Below are 21075 nucleotides of genomic sequence, written 5' to 3'. Positions count from 1 at the left end.
CGGATCCCTCCCCGCGCGTTAGCGGGCCCCGTTACCCCCCTCGACCTCCGCACCCTCGCTCGTGGGCCCTCGCTCGTGGGCCCTCGCTCTCGGCGACCGACTCGCCTCTGGCGTGCGTCCCGACACCGCCGAGCCGTCACCGTCGGTGCGCTCGGGTCAACTGGCCCGGCAGCCCTGGTGGCCACATGCCGCGTTTTGGACGTCGAGCTAGATCTCCCTCTTCATGATTTCAGAAACTTATGACCTCTCCCGCTTGGTATGAACCTTGTAGTACCTCGGGCGAGTACAACCGCCTGCAAGGCTGACCGAATGCGCTCACATGTGAAAGCAGTCCTGGTCCTGCTGGTCGGCGTGGTGGGGTGTGGCAGCGAACCCGAGTTGATCGAGGAGACGCCGCTTCCGGTGCGCGAGCTCCCGCAGCCGGTCCTGCGCATGGTGGCTCCGACCTCCATCTCGGCGGGAGCCGAGCTGAGCGTGCTCGGAGAGGGCTTCGCCGACCCCGGCATCGGCACCACGCGCCTGATGTTCGAGGGCACGTATCTGACCACCTCGGGGCAGTCCTATCCCGTCCGTCTCGAGGCGGCTCCCCGCTTCGTGAACCAGGGGATGGTGAGCTGGACCTTCGGACCCAACATCCCCTTTTCGTCGGCCGAGGACACGGGGCAATTCCGCGGGCACATCCGGGCCATCAACATCGGGCGCGACGGCCAGACGAAACAGGCCCCCGAGCCCATCCCGGCCCAGCTCCAGGTGCTCCCCTCGATCATCATCCGCCAGATGCGGCCGGCCGGCTCCGGCTGCCGCGTGGGCATCACCGACACCACCGAGAGCTCGCCCTTCGTCTTCGAGCTCAAGGCGGTGGGCCTAAAGAACGGCACCAACACCGCCCCGCTGCGCTTCGTCTACTCCTTCCTGAAGGAGCACTTCCAGATCACGGGCTTCCTCTCGGACCAGCTCGCCGTGGACCCCGCGGGCCTCTTCCCGAAGAGCGGCCCCGTCAGCCTGATCGACGACGTGCTGGACGGCTCCGTCAGCGTCCTCGGGGCCGGCGCCGCGCGCAAGCTCCAGGTCGTGAAGAGCGGCTTCAACCCCGGACTCGCGTCGATCCCCGCCGCGGCGGAGCGCCTCTTCGGCCTGACGCAGCTCACGACCGCCCCGCTCCCCTCCGTGACGACGGAGTCCTACGACGCCGCGATGACCGTGGTGGCCATCGACAGCCGCGGACAGACGGCCCGCCGCACGATCCCGCTGCGTGTCTGGTCGCCGGTGGAGGTGGACTACGACGGCCGCGCGGAGGTGGTGCGCAGCTTCGACCCGGTCCCCGTGACGGGCTGCCTGCCCGGCGGACCGATCGGACTCGACGTGAGCTACACCGAGCAGAGCACGCAGACCCTCAACCGCGCCTTCTCCGTGCGCGGCAGCCTGGGCGGCGGCTTCGACGTGAAGGTCGCACGCCTCAACGCCGAGTTCGGCATGGACGTGCAGGGCTCCGTGTCCTCGTCCGACTCGAAGAGCCTCTCGATGGCCGTGCGCATCCTGCCGAAGGAGTTTGGCGCCTTCTACCGCCAGACCCTGCAGCTCGAGCGTCGCGCCAAGCTGAAGCTGCATAGCGCCTGCGGCGACGCCGTCCCCGCGGGCGAGGTGGTGGTCACGGACTGGGTATGGTCGCCGGATCTGGGCAAGGGAAGAAGCTGCCCGCCGCTTCCCAAGTCGAATCTCCCGGCGGGTCAGCTCTTCAGACCGGTGCAGTAGTCGAGCCCATGCGGACCGCGCGCCGTATAGACCGGAGCCCCATGTCGCCCACGAATCGTCGATTCTCCCGCTTCACCGCCCTCGCCGCCGCCGCGCTCTGCGCTGCCGCGACCATCGGAGCCGCCGGCTGCGCTGCCGACGCCCCGGGGGGCGCCGCCTGGGATGCGGGCACGGCCGACGCGGGAGTGATGCGACCCGACCTCCCGGGACGCTGTTCGGCCACCGCCTCGCTCCCCGCGCCGACGGTGAACCCGATCGCGGGCCCCACCCAGCACGCGGTGCAGCCCTTCCGGGGCGTGGCGCTCGGGGCCTCCATGATCGTGGCCAAGGGGGGCGCCGGCACCTCCGCGCCGGTGCGCGTCTCCACCGACGGCAAGTTCTGCCTCGAGGTGCAGCTCATTGAGGACGCTCCGAATAGCGTCGTCTTCACCGCGCTCGACGCGCAGGGCTGCCCGGGGCCGAGCACCACGATCACCGTGCAACATCAGACCAGCCGCGGAAAGAGCGACAGCGGCGTGGTGCCGACCTCTACCGAGCCGACGAACATCGCGCTGAACGCGCCGGTGAAGATCAGCCAGACGCCGGACGACGGCGGCGACCCCGCGACCCTCACCGACGGAGATCCCAAGAAGGGGATCAAGGTCACCTTCTGGGACGTGGAGGCCAACGGCGCCTGCAACAACTTCGTCTGGGTGCGCCTCGACTTCGGCAAGAGCTTCACGGTGAGCAAGATCCGCCTGCGCTACCCCGACGACGTGGGGAACGACTTCGCCAAGTGCTTCTCGGTGCTCGTGGCCCGTTCGGCGAACGCCGGAGACCCGGACCCGAAGAACACGAAGGACTGGATCGTGGCGCACGAGGAGAAGAACGGCACGAAGGAGGGGAAGTTCGTCTCCTTCAACCCCGAGTCGGCGCAGGCCGCCGCCGTGCTGCTCTACGAGAACGACAGCCCCGGGCTGCAGGAGACCATCCGCCTGGGTGACATCGAGATCTTCGGCTCCGACCCCAACGTCGTCCCGGCCGCCGCCCCCGACCGCTGCGAGTAGGGGGCCGATCCCGAAGGCGCGACGCCGCCTGCCGGGATGGATCGCGCATCAGGGCTCGCGAGGCGCCCGGCAGGCAAGGAGCGCCGAGCACCGAAGCGGAGCAGCCTTTTCGCGCTGTGAGCATCGGAGCGCAGGCGCGACACCGCCGGCCGGGATGGATCGCGAGCCCTGCTACCTGCCCCGCTTGACGCCGCCGACCGCCTTGCTCATGTACCCACCCGTCATCGCGTCGAGGAGCCCCGTCAGCTCCTCGATGCGGATGCGGTTGCTGATCTTGGTCGCCAGATCCGTCGGAGGCCGGAGCACGTCATCGATCTGCATACGTCGACGGATGTAGTAGGTCGTCGTGACCTCGCGCACCACGCCGTCGAGAATACCGATCAGCGACTGTACGTCGAGCACCTCGGCGTTGAACACCAGGCGGTCCAGGATCCAGCTCGCCTGCACGCGGAAGCCCATGCGGTCGCCGTTGACGCGCTCGTCCTCCTTGAAGGGGAGGGTCGAGTAGAGCCCGTCGTCCATCTTGCGCAGCGAATGGGTGATGTCGTTCGCGAACTCGCCGCTGATGCTCGGCACGAGCGCCTTGAGCTGCGCGTTGCGGGAGAGCGATCGGATGCGCTGCGGGTCCACCTGGTAGTAACGGATCGCCGCCTCCTGCACCTGCCGCACCACCGGCTCGTGAGCGAAGTGGGCCAGGACCTCCTCCTCGGTCTGCGGCACCCGCGCGCCGGCCGGGAGCGCCACGAGCAGCGCAAAGACCACGACAGTTCCTCGGAACATGCGAAACCTCCTCATTCCCAGGGTTCGAACACCTTGGTATCCATTCCCGAGGGGCGCCCGCCACGCTGATAGCGCGCGAGGTACCCACCGGTGACGAAGTTCAAGTACGACTCGAGCTCCTCGAGGCGGAGCTTGTAGGCCAGGCGCACCCGCAGCTCCTTCGGCGGGTCGATGAGCATCGAGGTCCGAAGCCGCTGCCACTCGCCATAGAAGCGGTGCACGGCCAGGCGCACGTAGCTCGAGACCTCGTAGTTCACGCGATCCATGCGCCCGAAGAGCCACGCGTTCAGGTTGAAGACCATGTCCGACAGGTCCCACGAAGCCACCGCCCGCACGTCGTGGAACCGCCCCGTCAGAAACTCGCGCCGGAAGAAGGGGAGCGTCCAGTAGAGGCCCTCGAGCACGCGAGGATACTCCGACTGCCGCAGATACGTGTACGAGAAGTCCAGGCGTGGCACGAGCGCCTTGAACATCGAGCGCCGGCGATAGCGCAGGATCGCGTTCAGCTCCGTCCCCGTGTAGCGATGCGCCGCAAGGAGCACGTCGCTGAGCGACGGGGCGGTCTCGCCGCCGAGCAGCCGGTCCACCTCCGCACGCGTGCGCGCGCTCACTCGCTTCTCGCGCGTCTCCCGGGTGAAGCGCTGCATGCGGGTCACGGCGCGCGACCAGATCATCCACAGCAGGTCCGGATCGCTCGCGTGGCTGTCGAACCACTGCATGGAGCCGTAGGTCACGCCGGAGTAGATCACCTTCCAGGTCTCCCCCCCGTCCACCGACTCCCAGATGAACGCCCCGCCCGTATCCCAGTAGCCGGGCGCGTTCACCGACGGGATCTTGGTGTTGGTGACGGTCCAGAGGTGGCCCTTGTGCTTCGGGCACGCCCTGATGCGGATGGCTTCGTTGCCCGTCAGCGCGAGGCCTCCGAGGCGGTGCCAGTCGTCGGTCCCCCCCTTCAGGATGTCCGTCGAGGCGAAGAGGCCATCGAGCGTGGCGATGTAGCCCACCTTGGGGTCGAAGGCGTCCAGCTCCACGTAGCGCACGATGCGTGCCGCCGGATAGGTGGTGAAGTAGATCCAGTCCCAGTCCTGCCCGCCGTCCTTCGAGCGCAGCAGGCCGTAGTCGGTGGCCGCATAGACGTACTTCGCATCGCGCGGGTGGAAGGCCAGCCAGTTCACCGACCCGCTCCCGACCCCCTGGCTCGGACTCCGCGCGAAGTTCTCGCCCCCGTCCTTCGAGATGTACATGCCATCGCCGGTACCCACGAAGACCATCTGGTCGTTTACGGGGTGCACCGCCACCGTCAGGATGCTGCGCCCGGCGGGGTTGTCACCTTGAAAGGTACGCACCCAGATGAGCCCACCATCGTAGCTCTTGAAGAGGCCGAACTGCGTCGGGGCGAAGACGATCTTGGGGTTTCGCGGGTGCACGACGATCGGCCGCACCTCCGTGGGGCGCGTGCCGCGCATCAGCAGCGTCTGCTTGATGTTGATCCCCGAGGTGGGCTTGCCGAACTTGCGCACGATGAGCTGCAGCCGCGGGGCGCCGCCGGGCAGACCGATACCGAAGTTGGTGTTGCCGAGGCCGCCGCCCCCGCCCCCGGGGCCGATCGGCTCGAGGCGCATCTGCGACAGGTTCATCTTGGACTTGCGGTACTTCTTCTCGTGGTCGCCCACCGCGGCCTCGCGCGTGCCCGCCAGCGTGCTGGAGCCGAGGAGCGGGCGCGTCGGGGCGAGCCCCGTCGACGCGTGGACGGTGCCCCAGTCGGGCGCGTCGAGCCGATGCACGCCGAAGTAGACGCGCTCGCCGAAGTCACCGTAGAAGGGGCGCGTCTCGAGGATCAGCCGCGATTCGTCCCAGGTCTTTCCCCCGTCCACGGTCTTCCAGACGTAACCGTCGTAGGACGCGAGGTACGCCACCTTGGGATCGTGCGGCGAGACGGTCAGGGCGCGGAAGTACGCCGAGCGGATCGTGTTCGACGCGTCCACGTAGTCCACGTCGGGGGTCAGGCTTCCGACGCGGGTCGTGGGAGCCGGTGCGCTCGGCACCGAGGCCGGGCGGCCGGGAAGGGTCGGCAGGTCCTCGGCGGGAGCCGCAGCCGGCCAGAGGCCGAGCAGGAGAACGACGACCTCGAAGGTCCGGCTAGCGCGCCGAAAAGGACAGGGCTTCGATGGCATCGATGGTGGGGGCGCCGCCGACTTGCGGGTCGCGGCTCAGGCGCAGAAAACGAACGTTCGCGATGCTGTTGCAGCGATCGAAGTCGAGCAGCACGCGGGGGGGCTGCAGCACCGCCCGACAGTCCGGCACGGTCCCCGACGGCGCGCTGGGAAAGAATCCGGCCACGACGTACCGCAGCCCGTCTTCGCTGGCCTCCACGCGCACCAGCCCCGAGAGACTCCCGCCGAGGTGAATGGCCAGGTCAGGGGTCCCGACGCGCGCCACGGCGGTTCCCCCAACGAAGGCGGCGTCCAGCGTGCCGCACGCCGCGAGCTCCACGCCCCGCTGATCGGGCCGGCCCGTGGCGAGGGCCCCGCACGCCGCTCCGGGGCAGCGCTCGGGCTGTCCCACCGGCGTGCAGTGCGCCACGCTGGCGTACGGACCCTGCGGCGGCGCGGCCGCTCCGCCGTCGTCAACCGCGGGGGGGGAGGCCTGGCACCCCACCGTCAGGGCGAGGAGCACGAGCGCACCGGCCTGAGGCCCCATCAGCATGGCTGCGCACGTTATCGGCTCGACGGTGGCTTGGCAAGCGCGGGGACCGGCACGACCTCCCTCAGGGACAGGGGGAAGCGCCGTCGCGCGCAAGCACGGCGTCACGCGTCGACGCGCCGTCCGAGAGCCGCAGGTCGCGGCCCCCTCCGTCTCGCGCGCTCGCGTCCGCGGTGCGACCGTCGTGCACTCGACCGTCGCGCCGGCCACCGTCGGGGCACCGACCGGCGTCGCGGCCGACTCCCAGGTCGAGTCCTCCGGACATCGCGTCGCCGGGGGGCGGCAGGCTCCCCCGATCGCCGCCCTCCGCGGCGTCGACCGCGCCGCGCGCGTCCCTCGCCGTGCCATAGCCTGCATCGCCGCGCGCCAGAGCCCCTCCGTCCTCGGCCCCCGGGATAGGAATCGGCGTGGCCACGCAACCCGCGCCGGAGCCCGCACCGATCGCGAGCAGGAGGAGCCCGAGTCGCCAGAGCCGAGCCTTCACGCGTCTACCCGCCCTTCCGCGCGTCGGCCACGCGGCCGTCCCGCGCCGCTCCATCCGCGGCACTCCCGTCCTTCGTTCGCCCGTCCACCGCCGCGCCATCGCGACCGCCGCCGTCCCGCCGACCGCCATCTCTGCCGCGCGCGTCTCCCAGGCCGCCGTCGCGCACCGGTCCAAGGGCGTCGCTCCGCGGCGCAGCATCGGCGCCCGGCTGAGCGGCGCCATCCTTGCCCCCTCCCACACCTCCGTCTGACCTGCTGCTCGCGGGCGCGTCCACCCCGCGGCTGGCGTCCGACAGGAGGCCGATCCCGCCATCGTCGGCCCCCGGAATGGGAATGGGCGTGGCGGTGCAACCGGCAGCCGCACCGAAGAGCCCGAGCACGATCAGCGCGAAAGTCCAGCGACGCACGGCCATTCCCTCCGCAGCTAAGCTAAGCAAGTCCTTTGCCAAACGGAATCCGGCTCGATGGTAGCACGACCCCTGACAATTCAACGACATGCGGTGCCGGGGTCCGGCGTGGATGTCCCCTCGGGAGAAGTCCCTGGCACAGAATGGCACAGCCTCCGGGCAGCTCCGTCACCACCTGCGCGGCCCTACTGAATGCCGTAGTCCTTCAGCCTCCGATAGAAGGTGCGCCGCGGGATCCCGAGCGCCTCGGCGGCGCGGCTGCGGTTCCAGTTGTGCGCCTCGAGCGCCGACAAGATCTCCCGTCGCTCCGCATCCGAGCGCTCGTCCGAGGTGGAGGGCGCCGGCGCCGCGCGAGAGACCTCGGCCACCACCGGCGCCTCGAGCGTGAAGTCCCGCGCGTCGAGCACCGACCCCTCGGAGAGCACGACCGCGTTCATCAGCGCGTGCTCGAGCTGGCGCACGTTTCCGGGCCAGGTGTAGCTCATGAGCGCACGCAGCGCCTCGCGCGTCACCCGCTTGCGCTCCGTCTTGAGCTGGCCGGAAAACCCCTCCAGGAAGTGGTCCACCAGCAGCGGGATGTCCTCGGGCCGCTCGCGAAGCGGGGGGAGCCCGATGCGCACCACGTGGAGGCGGTAGAAGAGATCCTCGCGAAAGGTCCCCTGCTGCACGAGCCTGCGTAGGGGCTTGTTGGAGGCGGCGATGACCCGCACGTCCACCTGCAGGTCCTGCTGCCCTCCGACGGGGCGGATGGTCTTCTCCTGCAGCGCGCGCAGCAGGTCCACCTGCATACGCGGCGGCATGTCCCCGATCTCGTCGAGAAACAGGGTCCCGCCGTGGGCGTTCGTGAAGAGCCCCTTGCGGTCCCGGTCGGCGCCCGTGAACGCCCCCCGCACGTGCCCGAAGAGCTCGCTCTCGAGCAGCGTCTCGGGGATCGCCGCGCAGTTCACGGAGACGAGGCGACCTTTCACGCGCTCGCTGGCCTGATGGATCGCCCGCGCCACCATCTCCTTGCCCGTCCCGCTCTCGCCTTCGATGAGCACCGGGACGTCCGTGACCGCCACCCGCTCCACCAGGTCGAAGACCCGCTGCATCGGCTCGCTCGCGCCGATGATGCCGAGCCGCCCCTTCTGCCCGCCGATGCGGCGCTTCGTCTCGGCCAGGTCCCGCTGGGCCTCGGCCAGCTCGTGGGTGCGCTTCTCGAGCAGCCGGCCGCGCTCCTCGGCGAGCTGCTCGATCTCGCGCTTGGCCTGCTCGAGCGCCTTGGTGTTCCGCAGGTTCTCCGCGATGAGCCGCGCATTCGTCAGCGCAATGGCCACCTGGTCGCCGAACGCCACGAGCAGCCGCTGGTCCTCCGGGGTGAAGCGTCCCGTCTGGAAGCGGCTCTCCATGTAGAGCACGCCCGCCACGGTATCCCGCGCGTGGATCGGAATGCAGAGCACCGATTCGAGCTGGAGCTCCGCCACGCTCGCGTACTCGGAGAAGCGCGGATCGTTGCGCGCGGAGACGGTGATCACCGGCTGCCCCGAGGAGATGACGCGCTCGGCGATGGTGCGGCTGTAGGCGCCGCTGCCGCGCTCCGGGTCGATGTTGCGCGCCACCTCCACCGCGAGCTCGCCGGTCGGACTCCGGAGCAGCAGGAAGCCGCGCTCGGCGCCCGTCAGCTCCACGGCGGCGTCCATCACGAGCCCCAGCAAGCGCTCGAGGTCGAGCTCCGAAGCGATGCGCCGGTAGATCTCGAGGAGCCGGTAGAAGCGCTCCTGCGGCGGATGGCTGCGCGGCGCCTCGTCGGCGGCGAAGGTAGGGAGCGTGGCTGCCAGGTTGACGTCGTGGTCCCGCGTTCCTGCCTGCATCGTTCGCCCGAGCTCCGTGAGTTGGTCCTTGGCGGCCGCCTTGCGCAGCGCGCGCCGCCAGGGGTCCTGGAAGAAGGCCGCCTGAACCTCGGGCGGCAGCTCGTGGGCCATCGAGCGGAGGATCGCGGCCCCCTCGCGAGCGTGTCGCCCCGCGCGCTCCACCTGACCGCGAGCCCCCTCGAGCTCGTGCGCCGCCCCGTGGCACTGCCAGAGGAGCTCCGGTGACTCCAGCGCACGGGCCTGGTCGAGCGCCCCCGCGAGAGCCGCCGCGCTCGCCGCCTTCTCCTCCGCGCTCCCGATGCGGGCCACCGCGCGCGCCCGCAGAGTGACGGCCCGCACCGCGAGGTCCCCGAGCTGCTCGAGCGTGACCTCGCGCCCCGCCCGGTCGAGCGCCTCGCGCGCCGCCTGCGGCTCGCCCACGAGGAGCTCCGCCTCCGCAAGGTCGAGGAGGGCGTCCGCCGCGTCTCGCTTCTGCCCCACCTCGAGGTAGAGGCGCCGCGCCTCGTCGATCTCCCGGCGCGCCTCGTCGAGCCGGCCGCGCCGCGCCTGCCAGATCCCCGTGAGCAACACCGCGAGCGCCTCGCCCCCCGGGCGCCCGAGTCGCCGCATGAGCTCCCGCGTCCGCGCGAGGCTCACGCGCGCCTGCTCGTAAAGCCCCAGCTTGAGCTCGAGGTAGGCCAGGTTGCAGCGCGCGTTGGCTTCGTTCTGCTGCGCCCCCATGGCGGTGAAGAGCCGCGAGCTCTCCTCGAGGTGCTGCAGGCACGCCGCGTACTCGCCGCGCTGCAGGTGGTACGCCGCCAGGTTGAAGCGCACCGCCGCCACGCGCTCCACGTCGCCCACCTCCTGGGCGCACGCGAGGGCCGCGCCGTACCGCTCGGCCACCCGCGAGAAGTCTCCCCGGCGCGTATCCACCGCCGCCCAGCCGTTCAGGATGTTCGCCTCGGCGCGTCGGTCCCCGCAGGCTCGCGCGTCGGCCAGCGCGCGCTCCATCGTCTCCCCCGCCTCGTCGTAGCGTGCGAGCTGCCCGAGAGCCCACGCGCGTCGACGACGGAGGTCCGCACGCGAGAGGGCGTCGGGGCGTCCGAGCGACGCCTCCTCTCGCTCGAGAGTCAGCGCCCGGTCCACGGCCTCGAGCACCCCCTCGTGATGCTCGAGCGCCGTGAGCACCGCCGCCTTCGCCGAGAGCGCCTGGAGCCGCTCCGCCCGCGTGAGCTCCCGGGCCAGACTCTCCTCGAGCACCGCGAGCGCGCGCTCCGCCTGCCCCTCGGCGCGGTAGACGCGCGAGAGCGCGATGGCCGCCTCGGTCAGCTCGCTCCCCTCGGCCCCCTCGCACGCCAGCTCGAGCTCCTCGCGCGCGCGTTCGTAGTCGGCCGCCCCGCGATAGAGCTCCCCGAGCTGGCGCCGCGTCGCCCGCAGCGAAGCGGCCGGCTGCGGCAACGCGACCGCCGCCTCGCAGAGCTCGATGGCGCGCTGGTGCGCCCCCACGGCCCTCAAGCTGGCGAGGGCGCGCTCGAGGTGCGGCGCCGCGAGCGCGAACACCTCGGCGCCGAGCGCGTGACGCGCGCACTCGACGGGATTGCCCTCGCCGCTGCGCTCGAGCAGCTTGAGGGCCGCGCGGTGAAGCGCAGCCCGGCGCTCCCCCCTGACCCACCCATAGATCAGGCGCGACGCGGGCCCCTGCCGGAAGCCCCACGCGCCGTCGGGGTGCCGCAGGATCCACTCCTCCGCCTCGAGGCGTTCGAGCGGCAGCCCCACCTGCAGCTCGCGCCCCGTCTCCGACGCCGCCTCGAGCAGCGCGAGCAGCGCCATCCCCGAGCTCGGCCGACCGAGGACCGCGAGGGCCGCGAGCACGGCTTGCTCGTCGCCGGAGAGCTCGCCGTAGCGCCGCGCGTAGACCTCCTCGAGCCCCCGCGGCGGCGCGAGCTTCTGCAGGTCGGGACGCGGCGGCCAGCCCGCCTCGCACAGCCGCCGCAGCACCTCCATCGAGAAGAGGGGGTTGCCGCTCGTGAGCTGATGGATCCGCTCCGCGAGCGCGGCGTCGCTCCTCCCCGAGGCCACGGCGAGCATGCGCGAGAGCTCCGCCACCGACAGCGGACGGAGCACCACCTCCGGCGGTTGACCGAGCCTGTCGCGCACCCCCTCGTCGGCGCGGTAGCCGGCCACGAGCAGGACCGGTGCGCGCTCCTCCAGAGTGTGACCGAGGTAGCGCAGCGCCGCCTGGCTCTCGCGGTCCGCCTGGTCGGCGCCGTCCACGAGCAGGAGCAGCGGCACGCGGCGCGCGGCTGCCGAGAGGAAGTCGCTCATCTGCTGGTAGAGACCGTAGCGGTCGGCCTCCCCCGCCGGCGCAGCGCGTGCGGCCTCCTGGCCGAGCGGGGAAGCGAGCCCCACGAGCCCCGCCACCTGCGCCAGCAGATCGGAGAGCAGCCCGTAGGCGCGCGGGTCCCCGGCCTGGAAGTCGCCGCGGATCACCTCGACGCCGCCGAGCTGACAGCGCCAGGCCAGCTCGCGCAGCACGGTGCTCCGCCCCGAGCCCGGCTCGCCGGCCAGACTCACGAGCGCGGGTCCCCCCTCGAGCCGCACGATGCGGCGCCGCACCGACACCTCGAGCGCGCTCTGCGCCTCTTGCAGGTTCTCCCCGGGCGGGGGCGGTACGAAGAGGCGCTCCTCGACGCTGGCCGACGCGCCCCCGAGGAGGGTCACGACCTCGCCGAGCGCCAGCGCCACCTCGGCCGCCGAGGGATAGCGTTGCTCGGGGTCGCGCTCGGTGAGCCGTGCGAGCACCCGGTCCAGCTCGGCGGGGACCTCCCGCTCCGGACTCGCCTGCAGGACCGGCCCGTTCAGATGCCAGGCCACGAGCTCCCCGAGCGTCGCCTCCGGCAGCGGGAGGTGTCCGACGAGCAACTGATAGAGCGTCACCCCGAGCGCGTAGAGGTCCGCCCGGCGGTCCACCTTCGCCCCGCGCAGCATCTCCGGCGAGAAGTACGCCGCGGTGCCGCTCGTGCCGCTGATCTGCCCCTCGCCGCGCACGAGCCCGAAGTCGATGAGGTGCGGCCTCCCGTCGGACGAGACGATCACGTTGGCCGGCTTGAAGTCGCCGTGCACGATCCCCGCGCGGTGCAGGATGTCCAGCACCTGGGCCGCGCGCTGGCAGACGAGGCAGAGCTCGAGCACCGACCGGTCGCGGCCGTACGTGGCGAGGTCCTCGCCGTCGATCAGGTCGCGGGTGAAGAAGTACCCGGGCCGGCCGAGCGCCCCTTCGAGCCCGCTCTCCGCGGGGAAGCTGCCGAAGTCGTAGACCCGCGCGAGGAGCGGGTGCCGGAGCGTGGCGAGGACGCGGAACTCCTGGCGGAGCAAGCCGAGGAGCGTCTCGCCGCGGTCGTCCCCGAAGAGCGCCTTGAGGGCCAGCTCGGGCCGCGGCTCACCGGCGCCACGGAGATCTTCCACCCGGTAGACCGACCCGCCGCCCCCCGCGCCCAGGCGGCGCAGGATGCGGTAGCGATTGCGCAGCACGACGGAGCCGTTCGATCCGGAACCCATGGTCTCCACGAGCTTACCGGCCGATCGTGCCGCCGGGCAAGGCACACCTTGGCACGTGCCACGGAGGGCCTCCCCCGCGGCACAGGCGGAGCAGCGCGCACGCCTCCCGGGTATGCATCCTGCAGGGCCTCGGTCCCCGATGGAACAGTACGCCGCCGCGATCCCTCACGACCACCTCGTAGCGTCGAAGTAGGCATGCGACTCCCGCTGGCTCCCACCTTCCACGAAGAGGCCGAGCGCTACGCCCTACGCTTCTGCTGCGAGGACTGCGCGCACTTCGACCCCGACGAGAACGCGTGCGCGCACGAGTGGCCCGACGACGAGCACCGCACGGCCTTCTACGCCGACCCGGCCTGCGACCGGCTGGTCTTCTGCAAGGAGTTCGAGCTCCGATAGTGTGGCGCCACGAACGACGGGCCCCCAGAGCGCCGATCGGTTTGGCCGACCGAGTGAAATCGTCGAGATGCGAGCAGCGCAAGGCGCGACGAGGGAGCATATCGGGAATATGTGACCGAGGAGCAACGCCGCGATGCGACGCAGATCGGCGATTTCACAACCGAGGTCAAACCGTTCGGCGCTCTAGCAGGCGTGCGCCTCGCACGGGCTCCAGACGCAAGAGGGGAGGCACCACTGCCAGCCTCTCTGGCCCCCGGCCGAGCAGCAGCGAAAGGTCGTCCCGTTGTTCCAGGCGCACGCGGCGCCGGACTTCTTCACGCAGGCCCGCTTGCAGTTGGTGCTCGCGTTGCACCCCTCGCGGCTGCAGCTGTCGCAGGTCGGGTGCGGCCCGGAGCAGGACGAATTGCACGCCCCCGGCACCCACGCCCCCCACTGGCAGTCCTGCCCGCATTGCCGCGTGGGCGTCTGCTCCGAGCAGTCGCCGCACTCCTGCGCCGCGCCCGTCTGCCTCTCGCCCGGGGTGCACATGCAGGGAAGTGCGGACTGGTCCGCACGCACGCCCCGGTCGACAGGTGGCAGGCCATCCTGCGCTCCCCCGTCGCCGAGTGCCGCGGCGTCGGCACCCGGGATGAAGCCGTAGAGATCGGCTCCGCCGGCCCGCGTATCACCGAACTTGCCGCTCCCCCCGTCGGTGACGGATTCCACGCACTGGTTCGTCAGCACGCCCGAGAGCTCCCCGTAGCGCCGTCCGGAGGGGCACGCAGGGTCGATGAAACCGCAGTAGCCGGTGGCCTCGCAGAGCCCGAGCTCGCTGCCGCGCTTGCACTGGGTTCCGTCGGTGCAGGTGCGGGACGGCAACGAGGCCGGGCAGCCGGCGAAGAGCGCAGCCCCGCACGCGAGCAGGAGGGCCGAGAGCCCCGTCGGCGACGCGCCCGGAGCGCGACGAGGCGGCCCGGCACGCGAGGCCTCCCTCGGTGAGCTGACGCGTGACACGATCAACGTATTCTACCGCGGATCGACCCGCAGACGAGCTACCAGATGGTCTTTGGCCCCTTCTTGAGGGCGCGCTTCTGGGCCGGCGTCACGTCCTGGGTCACCGTCTCCGCGTAGCGGCCCCACATGAGCTGGGCCTGGGTCACGCGGTTCGGCAGATACACGCCCGGGTCGGTGCGGATGAAGGTGTGGACCTTGAACTGCCCCTGCTTCCCCTGCACGCGGAAGGTGGTCACGAACTTCTCCTCGTGCTTGCTCATCCCGGCGGTGCCCTGGAGCAGCCCGAGCTTCTCGAAGGCCCGCATCTGCCCGAGCGTGAAGCTCTTCTGACCGCGCATCATGCGCCGGTAGGAGCGCTGCATCGCCGTCGCCTCGCCGTCGGTCATCGGGTTCTTCACCCGCGCATCGGCCACGCCCGCCTGCAGGAGCAGGCCGGCCGCCACGAACATCACGAGCGCGCGCATCTTTCGCATGGTGCGATCTCCCTTCCTCGTCCCGGAGGACGAGGTGCTTCGAGACAGAGGGCCCCTCGAGAGGGCCGACGTCCCCGGTCATGGTGGTCTTGGGTTGACGAGGCGCTGCTTAGCGAGAAGCGCGCCAGTCGAAGGGGCCCGCGCGAGGCACGCCGCGGCGCGGTACTGGCTAGGGAAAACCGAGGGTGGAGGTCTCTCGGGGGACCGTCGCGGCCACGCGATTTCGGAGAGGCACGCCGGTTTCACGAGAGCGAGAGATCGCCCCGACGCGCGCGTTGCCCGGCCGCCGTTACTTGCTCTTGTCGTCCTCGAGCTTCTCGCGGATCAGCTTGCGGAGGAGCTCGCGCTCCTTGTCCGTGAGTTTCTCGCGGGAGGGCTTGCGCGCGCGCCGCCCGCCGCCGTCTCGCGCGTCGGACTCCGGGCCCCCGTCCCGTCGCAGGACCTCCCCGGCCTTCTCCTTCACCCCGTCGGCGAGCTCCTGCCCCTCCTTGGAGTCGGCGATGGCCTTCACGTGCTGCCAGATGGTCTTGCCCCCCATCGGCACGGCCACGGCCACGTAGACCAGCCCCCCGAGGAGGGCGACGGAGACGAGGGCTCGTACGAGGGAGAACATCGGGGGGACTGCTACGGCGCTCCGGCGCCTACTGCGACCGCTTGAGGATCACGAATTCCACGCGACGGTTCTTCGACCAGGCGTCTTCGTTATGCCCCTTGTCCACCGGGCGGGTCTCGCCGTAGCCCTTGGACTGCAGCCGCCCCGCCTCCACCCCGTGCTCGACGAGGTAGGTGCGTACCGAGGCTGCACGTCGGTCCGTGAGGTCCAGGTTGTAGGCATCCGCCCCGCGCTCGTCGGCGTGGGCCTGCAGCTCCACCAGCAGGATCTGCGGGTTCCCCTTCAGCGTGGCCACGATCGCGTTCAGGATCGGGTAGCTCATGGGCTTGATCTTCGCGCTATCCGTCTCGAAGTAGATCTTGTCCAAGATCTCGATGCGACCCTTGTGCACGATGACGCGCCCCTTGTCCGGGCAACCGTCCTCGTCCTGGTAGCCGTTGTAGGTCTCCGGCTCGTTCGGACACTTGTCGTCCTTGTCCAGGATGCGGTCCTTGTCGTTGTCCGGGTCCGGGCAGCCGTCCTTGTCCTCGAAGCCGTCCTTGTCCTCGGGGTCGTTCGGACAGAGGTCGTCCACGTCCAGGATCCCGTCCTTGTCGTTGTCCGGGTCCGGGCAGCCGTCCTGGTCCTCGAAGCCGTCCTTGTCCTCGGGGTCGTCCGGGCACTTGTCCTTGTCGTCGGGGATGCCGTCACCGTCCCGGTCGAGCACGTCCGCCTCGGGGCAGCCATCCTGGTCCTCGATGCCGTCCTTGTCCTCGGGCTCGTTCGGGCACTTGTCGTCCCGGTCCAGGATGCCGTCGCGGTCGTTGTCCGGATCGGGGCAGCCGTCCTCGTCCTCGAAGTCGTCGAAGTCCTCCGGGTCGTCGGGGCACTTGTCCACGTCGTCCTTGATCCCGTCGCCGTCCCGGTCGCCGATCGAGGGCTCGAAGATGAAGCCCACGAAGGCGCGCACGTCGGGGGAGCCGAACTGGTAGTTCGCGCCACCGCCACGGAGCCCGCGCCCCGCGCCGAAGGTGAAGTACGAGTTGCGCGCCAGGTAGAGCTTGAATCCGCCGAGGACCTCGTGCGCCGAGTTGTACTTGTCGGCCTTGGCGAACCCGTCGAAGCCCGTCTGCCCGATGAGCTCCGCCACGAACGCGAAGCGCTTGGGCACGATGGCCACCGACGCGCCGATCCCGTAGTGCAGGTTGTGCGTGTTCTCGACGAGCGTGCCGGTGCCGCAGTCGGCCTGCGCCGGCGTCGCCCCCGTGTCGCACTGCCGCGTGTCGCGCCAGCTCGAGTTGCTGCCGAAGCGGAAGCGCGCGCCCACGTTCAGCGCGAGGTGCAGCCGGCCGCGCCAGAACTCCTTGTCCAGGATCACCGACGGCGCGAAGCCGAAGCGCCCCGACCCGAGAAACTTCTCCTTGTCCCCCGTCGGGAAGGAGAAGGAGGTCACCACCGCGAGACCGACCGGGTGCTTGGAGGTGTTCAGGATGCGGCCCTTGAGATGCAGCGCCAGGTCGCCTGCCCCCTGCGCGTCGATGCTCCCCGAATCGCCGCCGCCGCTCGGACCGCTCGGCTGCGTATCCGGATTGGTGTCCCCCTTCCAGAACGTGAGCGGCATGCCGAGCCCGATCTCGAAGTGCTTGAACAGTCCGAGCGCGGCCTGCAGGTTGCCGGTCACCATGTTGTCGATGGCGTAGCGGCTCGGGATGTACTGGTCACTCCCGACGGCGCAGCTGTTGAACCCACCGGCGGTGCACCAGCGGCCCGCGGCGGCGTTCCCCTCGAAGAAGAGCGGGCGTCGCGCGTAATTGAGGATGAGCCCGAAGCTCGGATCGAGGTGCCCGAGCACCTGCGAAGCGTTCAGCGTGATGAGGCCCTTCGAGTCGATCGCCGGTCGAAAGAGCTGGATGTCGACCGGACCACCGGAGCGCTGACCGAGGGCCGTGGCGGCCTCCAGCGAGAGTGCGAGCGCCACAGCGAGGCCGAGCCAGTGGGTACAGCGAGCACGCATCAGGTCCTCCAGTCCGAGTGCCGACCCAGAACAACGCGCCGGGAAACTTCGGGATCTCCGCTACCTAGGCCCACTTCTTCACTAATTCCCGTTTACTACACCGCCTTACCTCGTGTCAACTTTCCCAGGCGGACAAGCAGGCGAGGACATTATGAAAGCCCTCGATCCCGGATCCCCGCTCACGGGCCGCGCGCCTCGGGATCGGCCGTTGCCCGGAGCGGCGCCCGTGGGTCATTATCCCTAATCCCGGTCCCCCTCCCGAGGTTTCAGCGAAGCCCCCCATGATCGCGCTCTCCAGCTCCCTGTGCCCGACGCCGAGCCCACCCCGCCAGCTCCTCGAGCACTGGAAGACGCGGCGGCGGGAGACGGCCCTGGCCCTGGCGCTCGACCGCCGCCTCCCCCCCGCGGTGCAGCGCGAGCTCGTCGAGCTGAGCCTGCCCGGGGGGGTCCTCGTGCGAGAGCTCGCCGTGCCTGGCGAGACCGCCCCACGCCGCCCCGCCCCGCGCGCCACGAGCGCAGACCGCGGCGAGCGTCGCGCGGCCACCGAGCTCTGGCGCGAGCTCGTGGCCTTCGCCGCCAGCCGCGGCGTGGTCCGGCTCGTGGCCTCCCCCGAGCCGCTCGACCTCTCCACCGACAGCATCGAGGCGCTCCGTCGCCGTTTCGCCTGCGCCGAGCCGCTCGAGCTGGAGGCGCTCGAGGACGAGCGGGCCGCCCGAGCCCAGCCCGCCCTCGACGGCTGGCGCGGCCTCCTCGACGGCGTGCTCAAGCAGGCCACCGACCTGGGCGTGACGCTGGCCTTCCTCACCCCCACGGTCTGGCCGCACCAGTGCCCGAACGGCGAGGAGCTCGGACGCCTCGCCGAGGAGTTCGCCGGCGCGCGCCTCGGCACCGTGCACGCGACCGACTGGGCGCACGCCCGCAGCGCCCTGCTCGGTGAACCGGCCACGAGCGCGCCCACCCCGGCCCCGCTCTTTGCCAGCACCGCGTCGGGGCTCTGGCTCCCCCTGCCCGCCTCGGCACCGGCCGCATCGCCCGCCCCGTCGCAGCGCGCCGCCTCTCCCACCGCGCCGCACGATTCGGCGCGCCTCGCCGACGCCTGCGGCCTCAGGCTCCGCCTCCCGCTCGGCACGGGAGAGCTCCCGCTTCCAGCCGCGCTCGAGCACCTCCCCGAGACAGGAGACCGCGTGCTCACCTTCGATACGGCCTGCACCGCCGCCGAGGTCGAACGCAGTCTGGGCTTGCTGGCGTAGGCGGCCGCGCGAGAGCAGCGTCGGCCGTTCGGCTGGCTGGAGCGAACTATTCGAGGGTCACGCCGTTGCGTGCGCACACGCTGCGCAGCAGGTTGCGCTGGGCGGCGTCCAGCCGATCGTAGGCCTTCTTGGCCTGCTTGGCGTTCTTCAGGTAGCACGACGACGCGCCGACGATCTGGAGCGCCTGCCCGCTCGTCGGCGTCTGCTTGAGCACCAGCTTGGCGAACGCGATGGCCTGGCTGTGGTGCCCCGCCACGTACGCGCTCCGCGCCTGCTCGAGCGTCTTCTTCGCGTCCACCGCCGGCTGCGGCGGCGTCTCCGGCTCCACCTTCGGCTGCACGAGCGGGATCCGCTTCACGGCGATCTTCGGCCGCGGCCCGCGCTTCGGGCGAACCTTCGCCCCACCGTCGTCGCCGCCCGGCGTGCCGGGTTCTTCCCCTCCGGGGTCCGCTCCCGTGCCGGGCCGCGTGGCGACCGCGCCGCAGTCGCGCACGTTCGCCTCCGCCTCCGCGTCGTCGGGGACCAGGGTCTGGATCTCGTGCGCCTTGGCCTTCGCGGCGTCGCACTGGCCCTTCTTCGCCAGCTCCTTCACCTCGGGCAGCGCCTGCGCCAAATACTTGGTCCGCGCATCCTTGAACTCGGGGTCTTCGCCGCGCTTCTTGTGGTAGAGGCTCTCGCTCGGGATCTTGTTGTAGAGCCCGAGCGCCTTGGCGTACTCGAGGCTCGTCACCGCCTTGCGCGCGTCCTCGTAGAGCCGCTGGGCCCCGTGTTCGCGCTGCGCCTTCTCGCAGTCCGTCTTGGCCTTCGCCTTCTGCCCCGGAGCGAGCTGGCCGCAGTAGGTGAGCGCCTCGGACCAGGCCTCGGCAGCCAGCGCCGCGGTGATCTTCGGGATCAGCTCGCCCTGCGCCCCCGGGGCTTCTCCGCCCCGCGCCGAGACCTCGTGCCCCGCGTCGGCGGCCGAGGGTCCGCCGCCCGGGGCGAGGACACGCCAGAGCACGACACCCACGCCGGCCACGGCCAGCAGCGCCACGCCAATCCACAGGCCCCCGCCGCCGCGCCCCCCCTTGCTGATGTCCACCACGGTCGCGTCGCGGGCGAAGACGAAGTCCTCTCCCGGCGCGACGAACCGCAGGCGCACGTGCCCGAGGTCGATGAGATCTCCGCGCCGGAGCTCGACCTTGCCGTACTCCTCGCCGTTGATGCGCACGCCGTTCGCGCTCTGCAGATCGACGATGGTGTACCGCCCGTGCTCCTCGACGACGCGCGCGTGGTGCCGCGAGATGGACCGGTGGTTGACCGCGATGTCGTTCTCGTCGGTGCGTCCGACGACCATGACCGGCTTGTTGAGGAGGAACTCGAGCCCGGCGAAGTTGCTGGAGACGCAGACCAGGCGCGCCACGTCGTCGGGCCGCCGCACGGGCTCCCGCATCGTGACGGCCGTCTCGAGGTCGGCCACGTCGGGGGTCTCGCCGGGCGCCGCCCCGGGCAGGCGAATCGGCTCGGTCGTGGCGTGCGCGCGTTCGACCTCCCGCGTGCTCTCGCCGTTGCCCCCCTCGACGGAGACCGTCCCCTCGACCTTCAGGCCGAGGACGTAATCGCCGATCTGAATCCGATCCCCTTCGGTCACCGCCACGCGACCGGAGATGCGGTTCCCGTTGACCTTGATGCCGTTGTAGCTCTCGAGGTCCTCGATGAAGATCGCGCCGTTTTGTTTGACGAGCTTGGCGTGACGACGCGAGACGTTCCGCTCCGTCAGCCGGATGGTATTCCCCTCCTTCCGGCCGATGGTGATCTCGTCCCGAATGAGCGGAACGACGGTGGTCTTCCCCTCGTCGTCTTCGATGATCAGTTTGATCATCTTTGGCCTAGCGTCGCTGGAGGAAGCCTGCCGTACGTCCTCGATCCGATGCTGCTCGATTTCGGCAATATAATTTAGGTTTTAACCGTCCGCCCTGTCAAGGCCCATGACCCACACGAGCCATGACCCGAGACAGTCGAACGAAGAAGGGCCCCAACTGGCGCACGTCGCCGCTTTCGAGGGCTTCGATGGTCGCGGGCAACGGGTGTCCTATGATGACGGCCCAACCGCGTTTCCGCGCCACGCTCACCGCGTCCCTCAGTCTCTTCCTGATACTAACAGGATCCGGGGGATCATCCAAAAACACATCGCGGGTCACGCACGGAGTCCCTCTCCGACGGGCCACGACGCAAATCCGGCTCTCGGGCGTGGTCCGCGAGTCCAGGAACCAGAGCCCCGGACGAGGCATCGCGACGAGGAGGCGCCCGAGCGCGGCCTCCGAGCGGCTGAATGCCGAGCCCATATGGTTGTTGACCCCCACCGCCTCCGGGACCCGGTCCAGACACTCCCGGGCCGGCCCTTCGATGGGCCCCGCGCGCCGCAGGACCACCGGCTCGTCGCTCTCACGGGCCGGGTTCTCCGGCTCCAGGGGCAGGTGCAACAGGATTTCCCGGCCGTGGGCGACGAGGAGGCGGCGCGCCGCGACCGTCTCACGGGCGTGCGGCAGCACCGCGTAGCTCGCGTCGAAGCGGAGCGCGAGGAGCCGCTCGAGCGCGGCGACTTCCCGGCCCACGTCGTCGATCACGAGGGCGAGGCACGGCGAGGCGGGAGTGCAGAGGGGAGCCGCCTCGCTCTGCCCGGCGGTCGTGGGGCGCGGCCAGAGCGCCACGCCGAGGATGGCCAGGAGCAGCACGCCCGCCGCCGCACCGAGGGCGCCCTGCAGAAACCTCGCGCTGAAAGGTGGCCGGCTCACGTCTCCCGACGCTACCACCGGCCCGCCC

Annotated in this window: 16 protein-coding genes; 4 read left to right on the top strand and 12 right to left on the bottom strand. The window is 70.8% G+C overall.

The genetic code is table 11. The annotated features are described in order from the left end of the window. Window positions 1–309: 309 nt before the first annotated feature. Together IT371_20325 and IT371_20320 are read left to right on the top strand one after the other, a co-directional pair. On the top strand, window positions 310–1752 hold the full coding sequence (locus IT371_20325) for a hypothetical protein (GenBank protein MCC6750023.1): 1443 nt from the start codon (window positions 310–312) through the stop codon (window positions 1750–1752). Between the two features lie 41 nt (window positions 1753–1793). After that, the gene (locus tag IT371_20320; protein MCC6750022.1) at window positions 1794–2798 is read left to right on the top strand and encodes a discoidin domain-containing protein; all 1005 of its coding nucleotides are present in this window, start codon (window positions 1794–1796) and stop codon (window positions 2796–2798) included. 171 nt (window positions 2799–2969) lie between these two features. Here the strand turns inward: IT371_20320 and IT371_20315 are convergent, their stop codons facing one another. From IT371_20315 to IT371_20290, 6 genes are all read right to left on the bottom strand, one after another. Further along, complete coding sequence (locus IT371_20315; GenBank protein MCC6750021.1) at window positions 2970–3578, bottom strand: hypothetical protein; 609 nt, start codon at window positions 3576–3578, stop codon at window positions 2970–2972. A gap of 11 nt (window positions 3579–3589) precedes the next feature. Further along, the gene (locus IT371_20310) at window positions 3590–5752 is read right to left on the bottom strand and encodes a hypothetical protein (protein MCC6750020.1); all 2163 of its coding nucleotides are present in this window, start codon (window positions 5750–5752) and stop codon (window positions 3590–3592) included. After that, window positions 5718–6284 carry a hypothetical protein gene (locus IT371_20305; protein ID MCC6750019.1) on the bottom strand — a complete coding sequence of 189 codons (567 nt, stop codon included), beginning with the start codon at window positions 6282–6284 and terminating at the stop codon, window positions 5718–5720. Before IT371_20305 ends, IT371_20310 begins: the two co-directional genes overlap by 35 nt. Before the next feature lie 61 nt (window positions 6285–6345). Next, window positions 6346–6765 (bottom strand): hypothetical protein, encoded by a 420-nt coding sequence (locus IT371_20300; GenBank protein ID MCC6750018.1) that lies wholly within the window; start codon window positions 6763–6765, stop codon window positions 6346–6348. Between the two features lie 4 nt (window positions 6766–6769). Beyond that, complete coding sequence (locus tag IT371_20295; protein ID MCC6750017.1) at window positions 6770–7171, bottom strand: hypothetical protein; 402 nt, start codon at window positions 7169–7171, stop codon at window positions 6770–6772. A 185-nt stretch (window positions 7172–7356) separates the two neighbouring features. Further along, entirely contained in the window at window positions 7357–12558 is a 5202-nt protein-coding gene (locus tag IT371_20290; GenBank protein MCC6750016.1) for a sigma 54-interacting transcriptional regulator, read from the bottom strand. Window positions 12559–12753: 195 nt separating this feature from the next. On the opposite strand from IT371_20290, the gene IT371_20285 reads away from it, so the two are divergent. Then, a complete protein-coding gene (locus IT371_20285) occupies window positions 12754–12954 on the top strand; it encodes a hypothetical protein (GenBank protein MCC6750015.1) in 201 nt (66 codons plus the stop codon). A 183-nt stretch (window positions 12955–13137) separates the two neighbouring features. Here IT371_20285 and IT371_20280 read toward each other — a convergent pair whose 3' ends face one another. From IT371_20280 to IT371_20265, 4 genes are all read right to left on the bottom strand, one after another. Continuing rightward, window positions 13138–13947 (bottom strand): hypothetical protein, encoded by an 810-nt coding sequence (locus IT371_20280; GenBank protein MCC6750014.1) that lies wholly within the window; start codon window positions 13945–13947, stop codon window positions 13138–13140. Between the two features lie 38 nt (window positions 13948–13985). After that, complete coding sequence (locus IT371_20275; GenBank protein MCC6750013.1) at window positions 13986–14420, bottom strand: hypothetical protein; 435 nt, start codon at window positions 14418–14420, stop codon at window positions 13986–13988. A 289-nt stretch (window positions 14421–14709) separates the two neighbouring features. Continuing rightward, on the bottom strand, window positions 14710–15033 hold the full coding sequence (locus tag IT371_20270) for a cell division FtsA domain-containing protein (protein MCC6750012.1): 324 nt from the start codon (window positions 15031–15033) through the stop codon (window positions 14710–14712). 28 nt (window positions 15034–15061) lie between these two features. Continuing rightward, window positions 15062–17026, bottom strand: a complete 1965-nt coding sequence (locus IT371_20265; GenBank protein ID MCC6750011.1) for an OmpA family protein — start codon at window positions 17024–17026, stop codon at window positions 15062–15064. Between the two features lie 281 nt (window positions 17027–17307). On the opposite strand from IT371_20265, the gene IT371_20260 reads away from it, so the two are divergent. Next, window positions 17308–18276 (top strand): hypothetical protein, encoded by a 969-nt coding sequence (locus IT371_20260; GenBank protein MCC6750010.1) that lies wholly within the window; start codon window positions 17308–17310, stop codon window positions 18274–18276. A gap of 46 nt (window positions 18277–18322) precedes the next feature. Here IT371_20260 and IT371_20255 read toward each other — a convergent pair whose 3' ends face one another. Continuing rightward, a complete protein-coding gene (locus IT371_20255) occupies window positions 18323–20134 on the bottom strand; it encodes an FHA domain-containing protein (protein ID MCC6750009.1) in 1812 nt (603 codons plus the stop codon). Window positions 20135–20231: 97 nt separating this feature from the next. Next, entirely contained in the window at window positions 20232–21047 is an 816-nt protein-coding gene (locus IT371_20250) for a divergent polysaccharide deacetylase family protein (GenBank protein MCC6750008.1), read from the bottom strand. Between the last annotated feature and the right edge of the window lie 28 nt (window positions 21048–21075).

It is taken from the genome of Deltaproteobacteria bacterium, from assembly GCA_020848905.1.
Taxonomy (GTDB): Bacteria; Myxococcota_A; Polyangia.
The sequence above is the reverse complement of the archived record's forward strand: the minus strand, read 5'-3'. Positions and strand labels throughout refer to the sequence as shown.

Coding starts and splice junctions, on each gene's coding strand:
- IT371_20320 (MCC6750022.1), top strand. CDS start 1,794: ATGTCGCCCACGAATCGTCGATTCTCCCGCTTCACCGCCCTCGCCGCC.
- IT371_20265 (MCC6750011.1), bottom strand. CDS start 17,026: ATGCGTGCTCGCTGTACCCACTGGCTCGGCCTCGCTGTGGCGCTCGCA.
- IT371_20310 (MCC6750020.1), bottom strand. CDS start 5,752: ATGCCATCGAAGCCCTGTCCTTTTCGGCGCGCTAGCCGGACCTTCGAG.
- IT371_20270 (MCC6750012.1), bottom strand. CDS start 15,033: ATGTTCTCCCTCGTACGAGCCCTCGTCTCCGTCGCCCTCCTCGGGGGG.
- IT371_20305 (MCC6750019.1), bottom strand. CDS start 6,284: ATGCTGATGGGGCCTCAGGCCGGTGCGCTCGTGCTCCTCGCCCTGACG.
- IT371_20285 (MCC6750015.1), top strand. CDS start 12,754: ATGCGACTCCCGCTGGCTCCCACCTTCCACGAAGAGGCCGAGCGCTAC.
- IT371_20275 (MCC6750013.1), bottom strand. CDS start 14,420: ATGCGAAAGATGCGCGCGCTCGTGATGTTCGTGGCGGCCGGCCTGCTC.
- IT371_20255 (MCC6750009.1), bottom strand. CDS start 20,134: ATGATCAAACTGATCATCGAAGACGACGAGGGGAAGACCACCGTCGTT.
- IT371_20325 (MCC6750023.1), top strand. CDS start 310: ATGCGCTCACATGTGAAAGCAGTCCTGGTCCTGCTGGTCGGCGTGGTG.
- IT371_20260 (MCC6750010.1), top strand. CDS start 17,308: ATGATCGCGCTCTCCAGCTCCCTGTGCCCGACGCCGAGCCCACCCCGC.
- IT371_20315 (MCC6750021.1), bottom strand. CDS start 3,578: ATGTTCCGAGGAACTGTCGTGGTCTTTGCGCTGCTCGTGGCGCTCCCG.
- IT371_20290 (MCC6750016.1), bottom strand. CDS start 12,558: ATGGGTTCCGGATCGAACGGCTCCGTCGTGCTGCGCAATCGCTACCGC.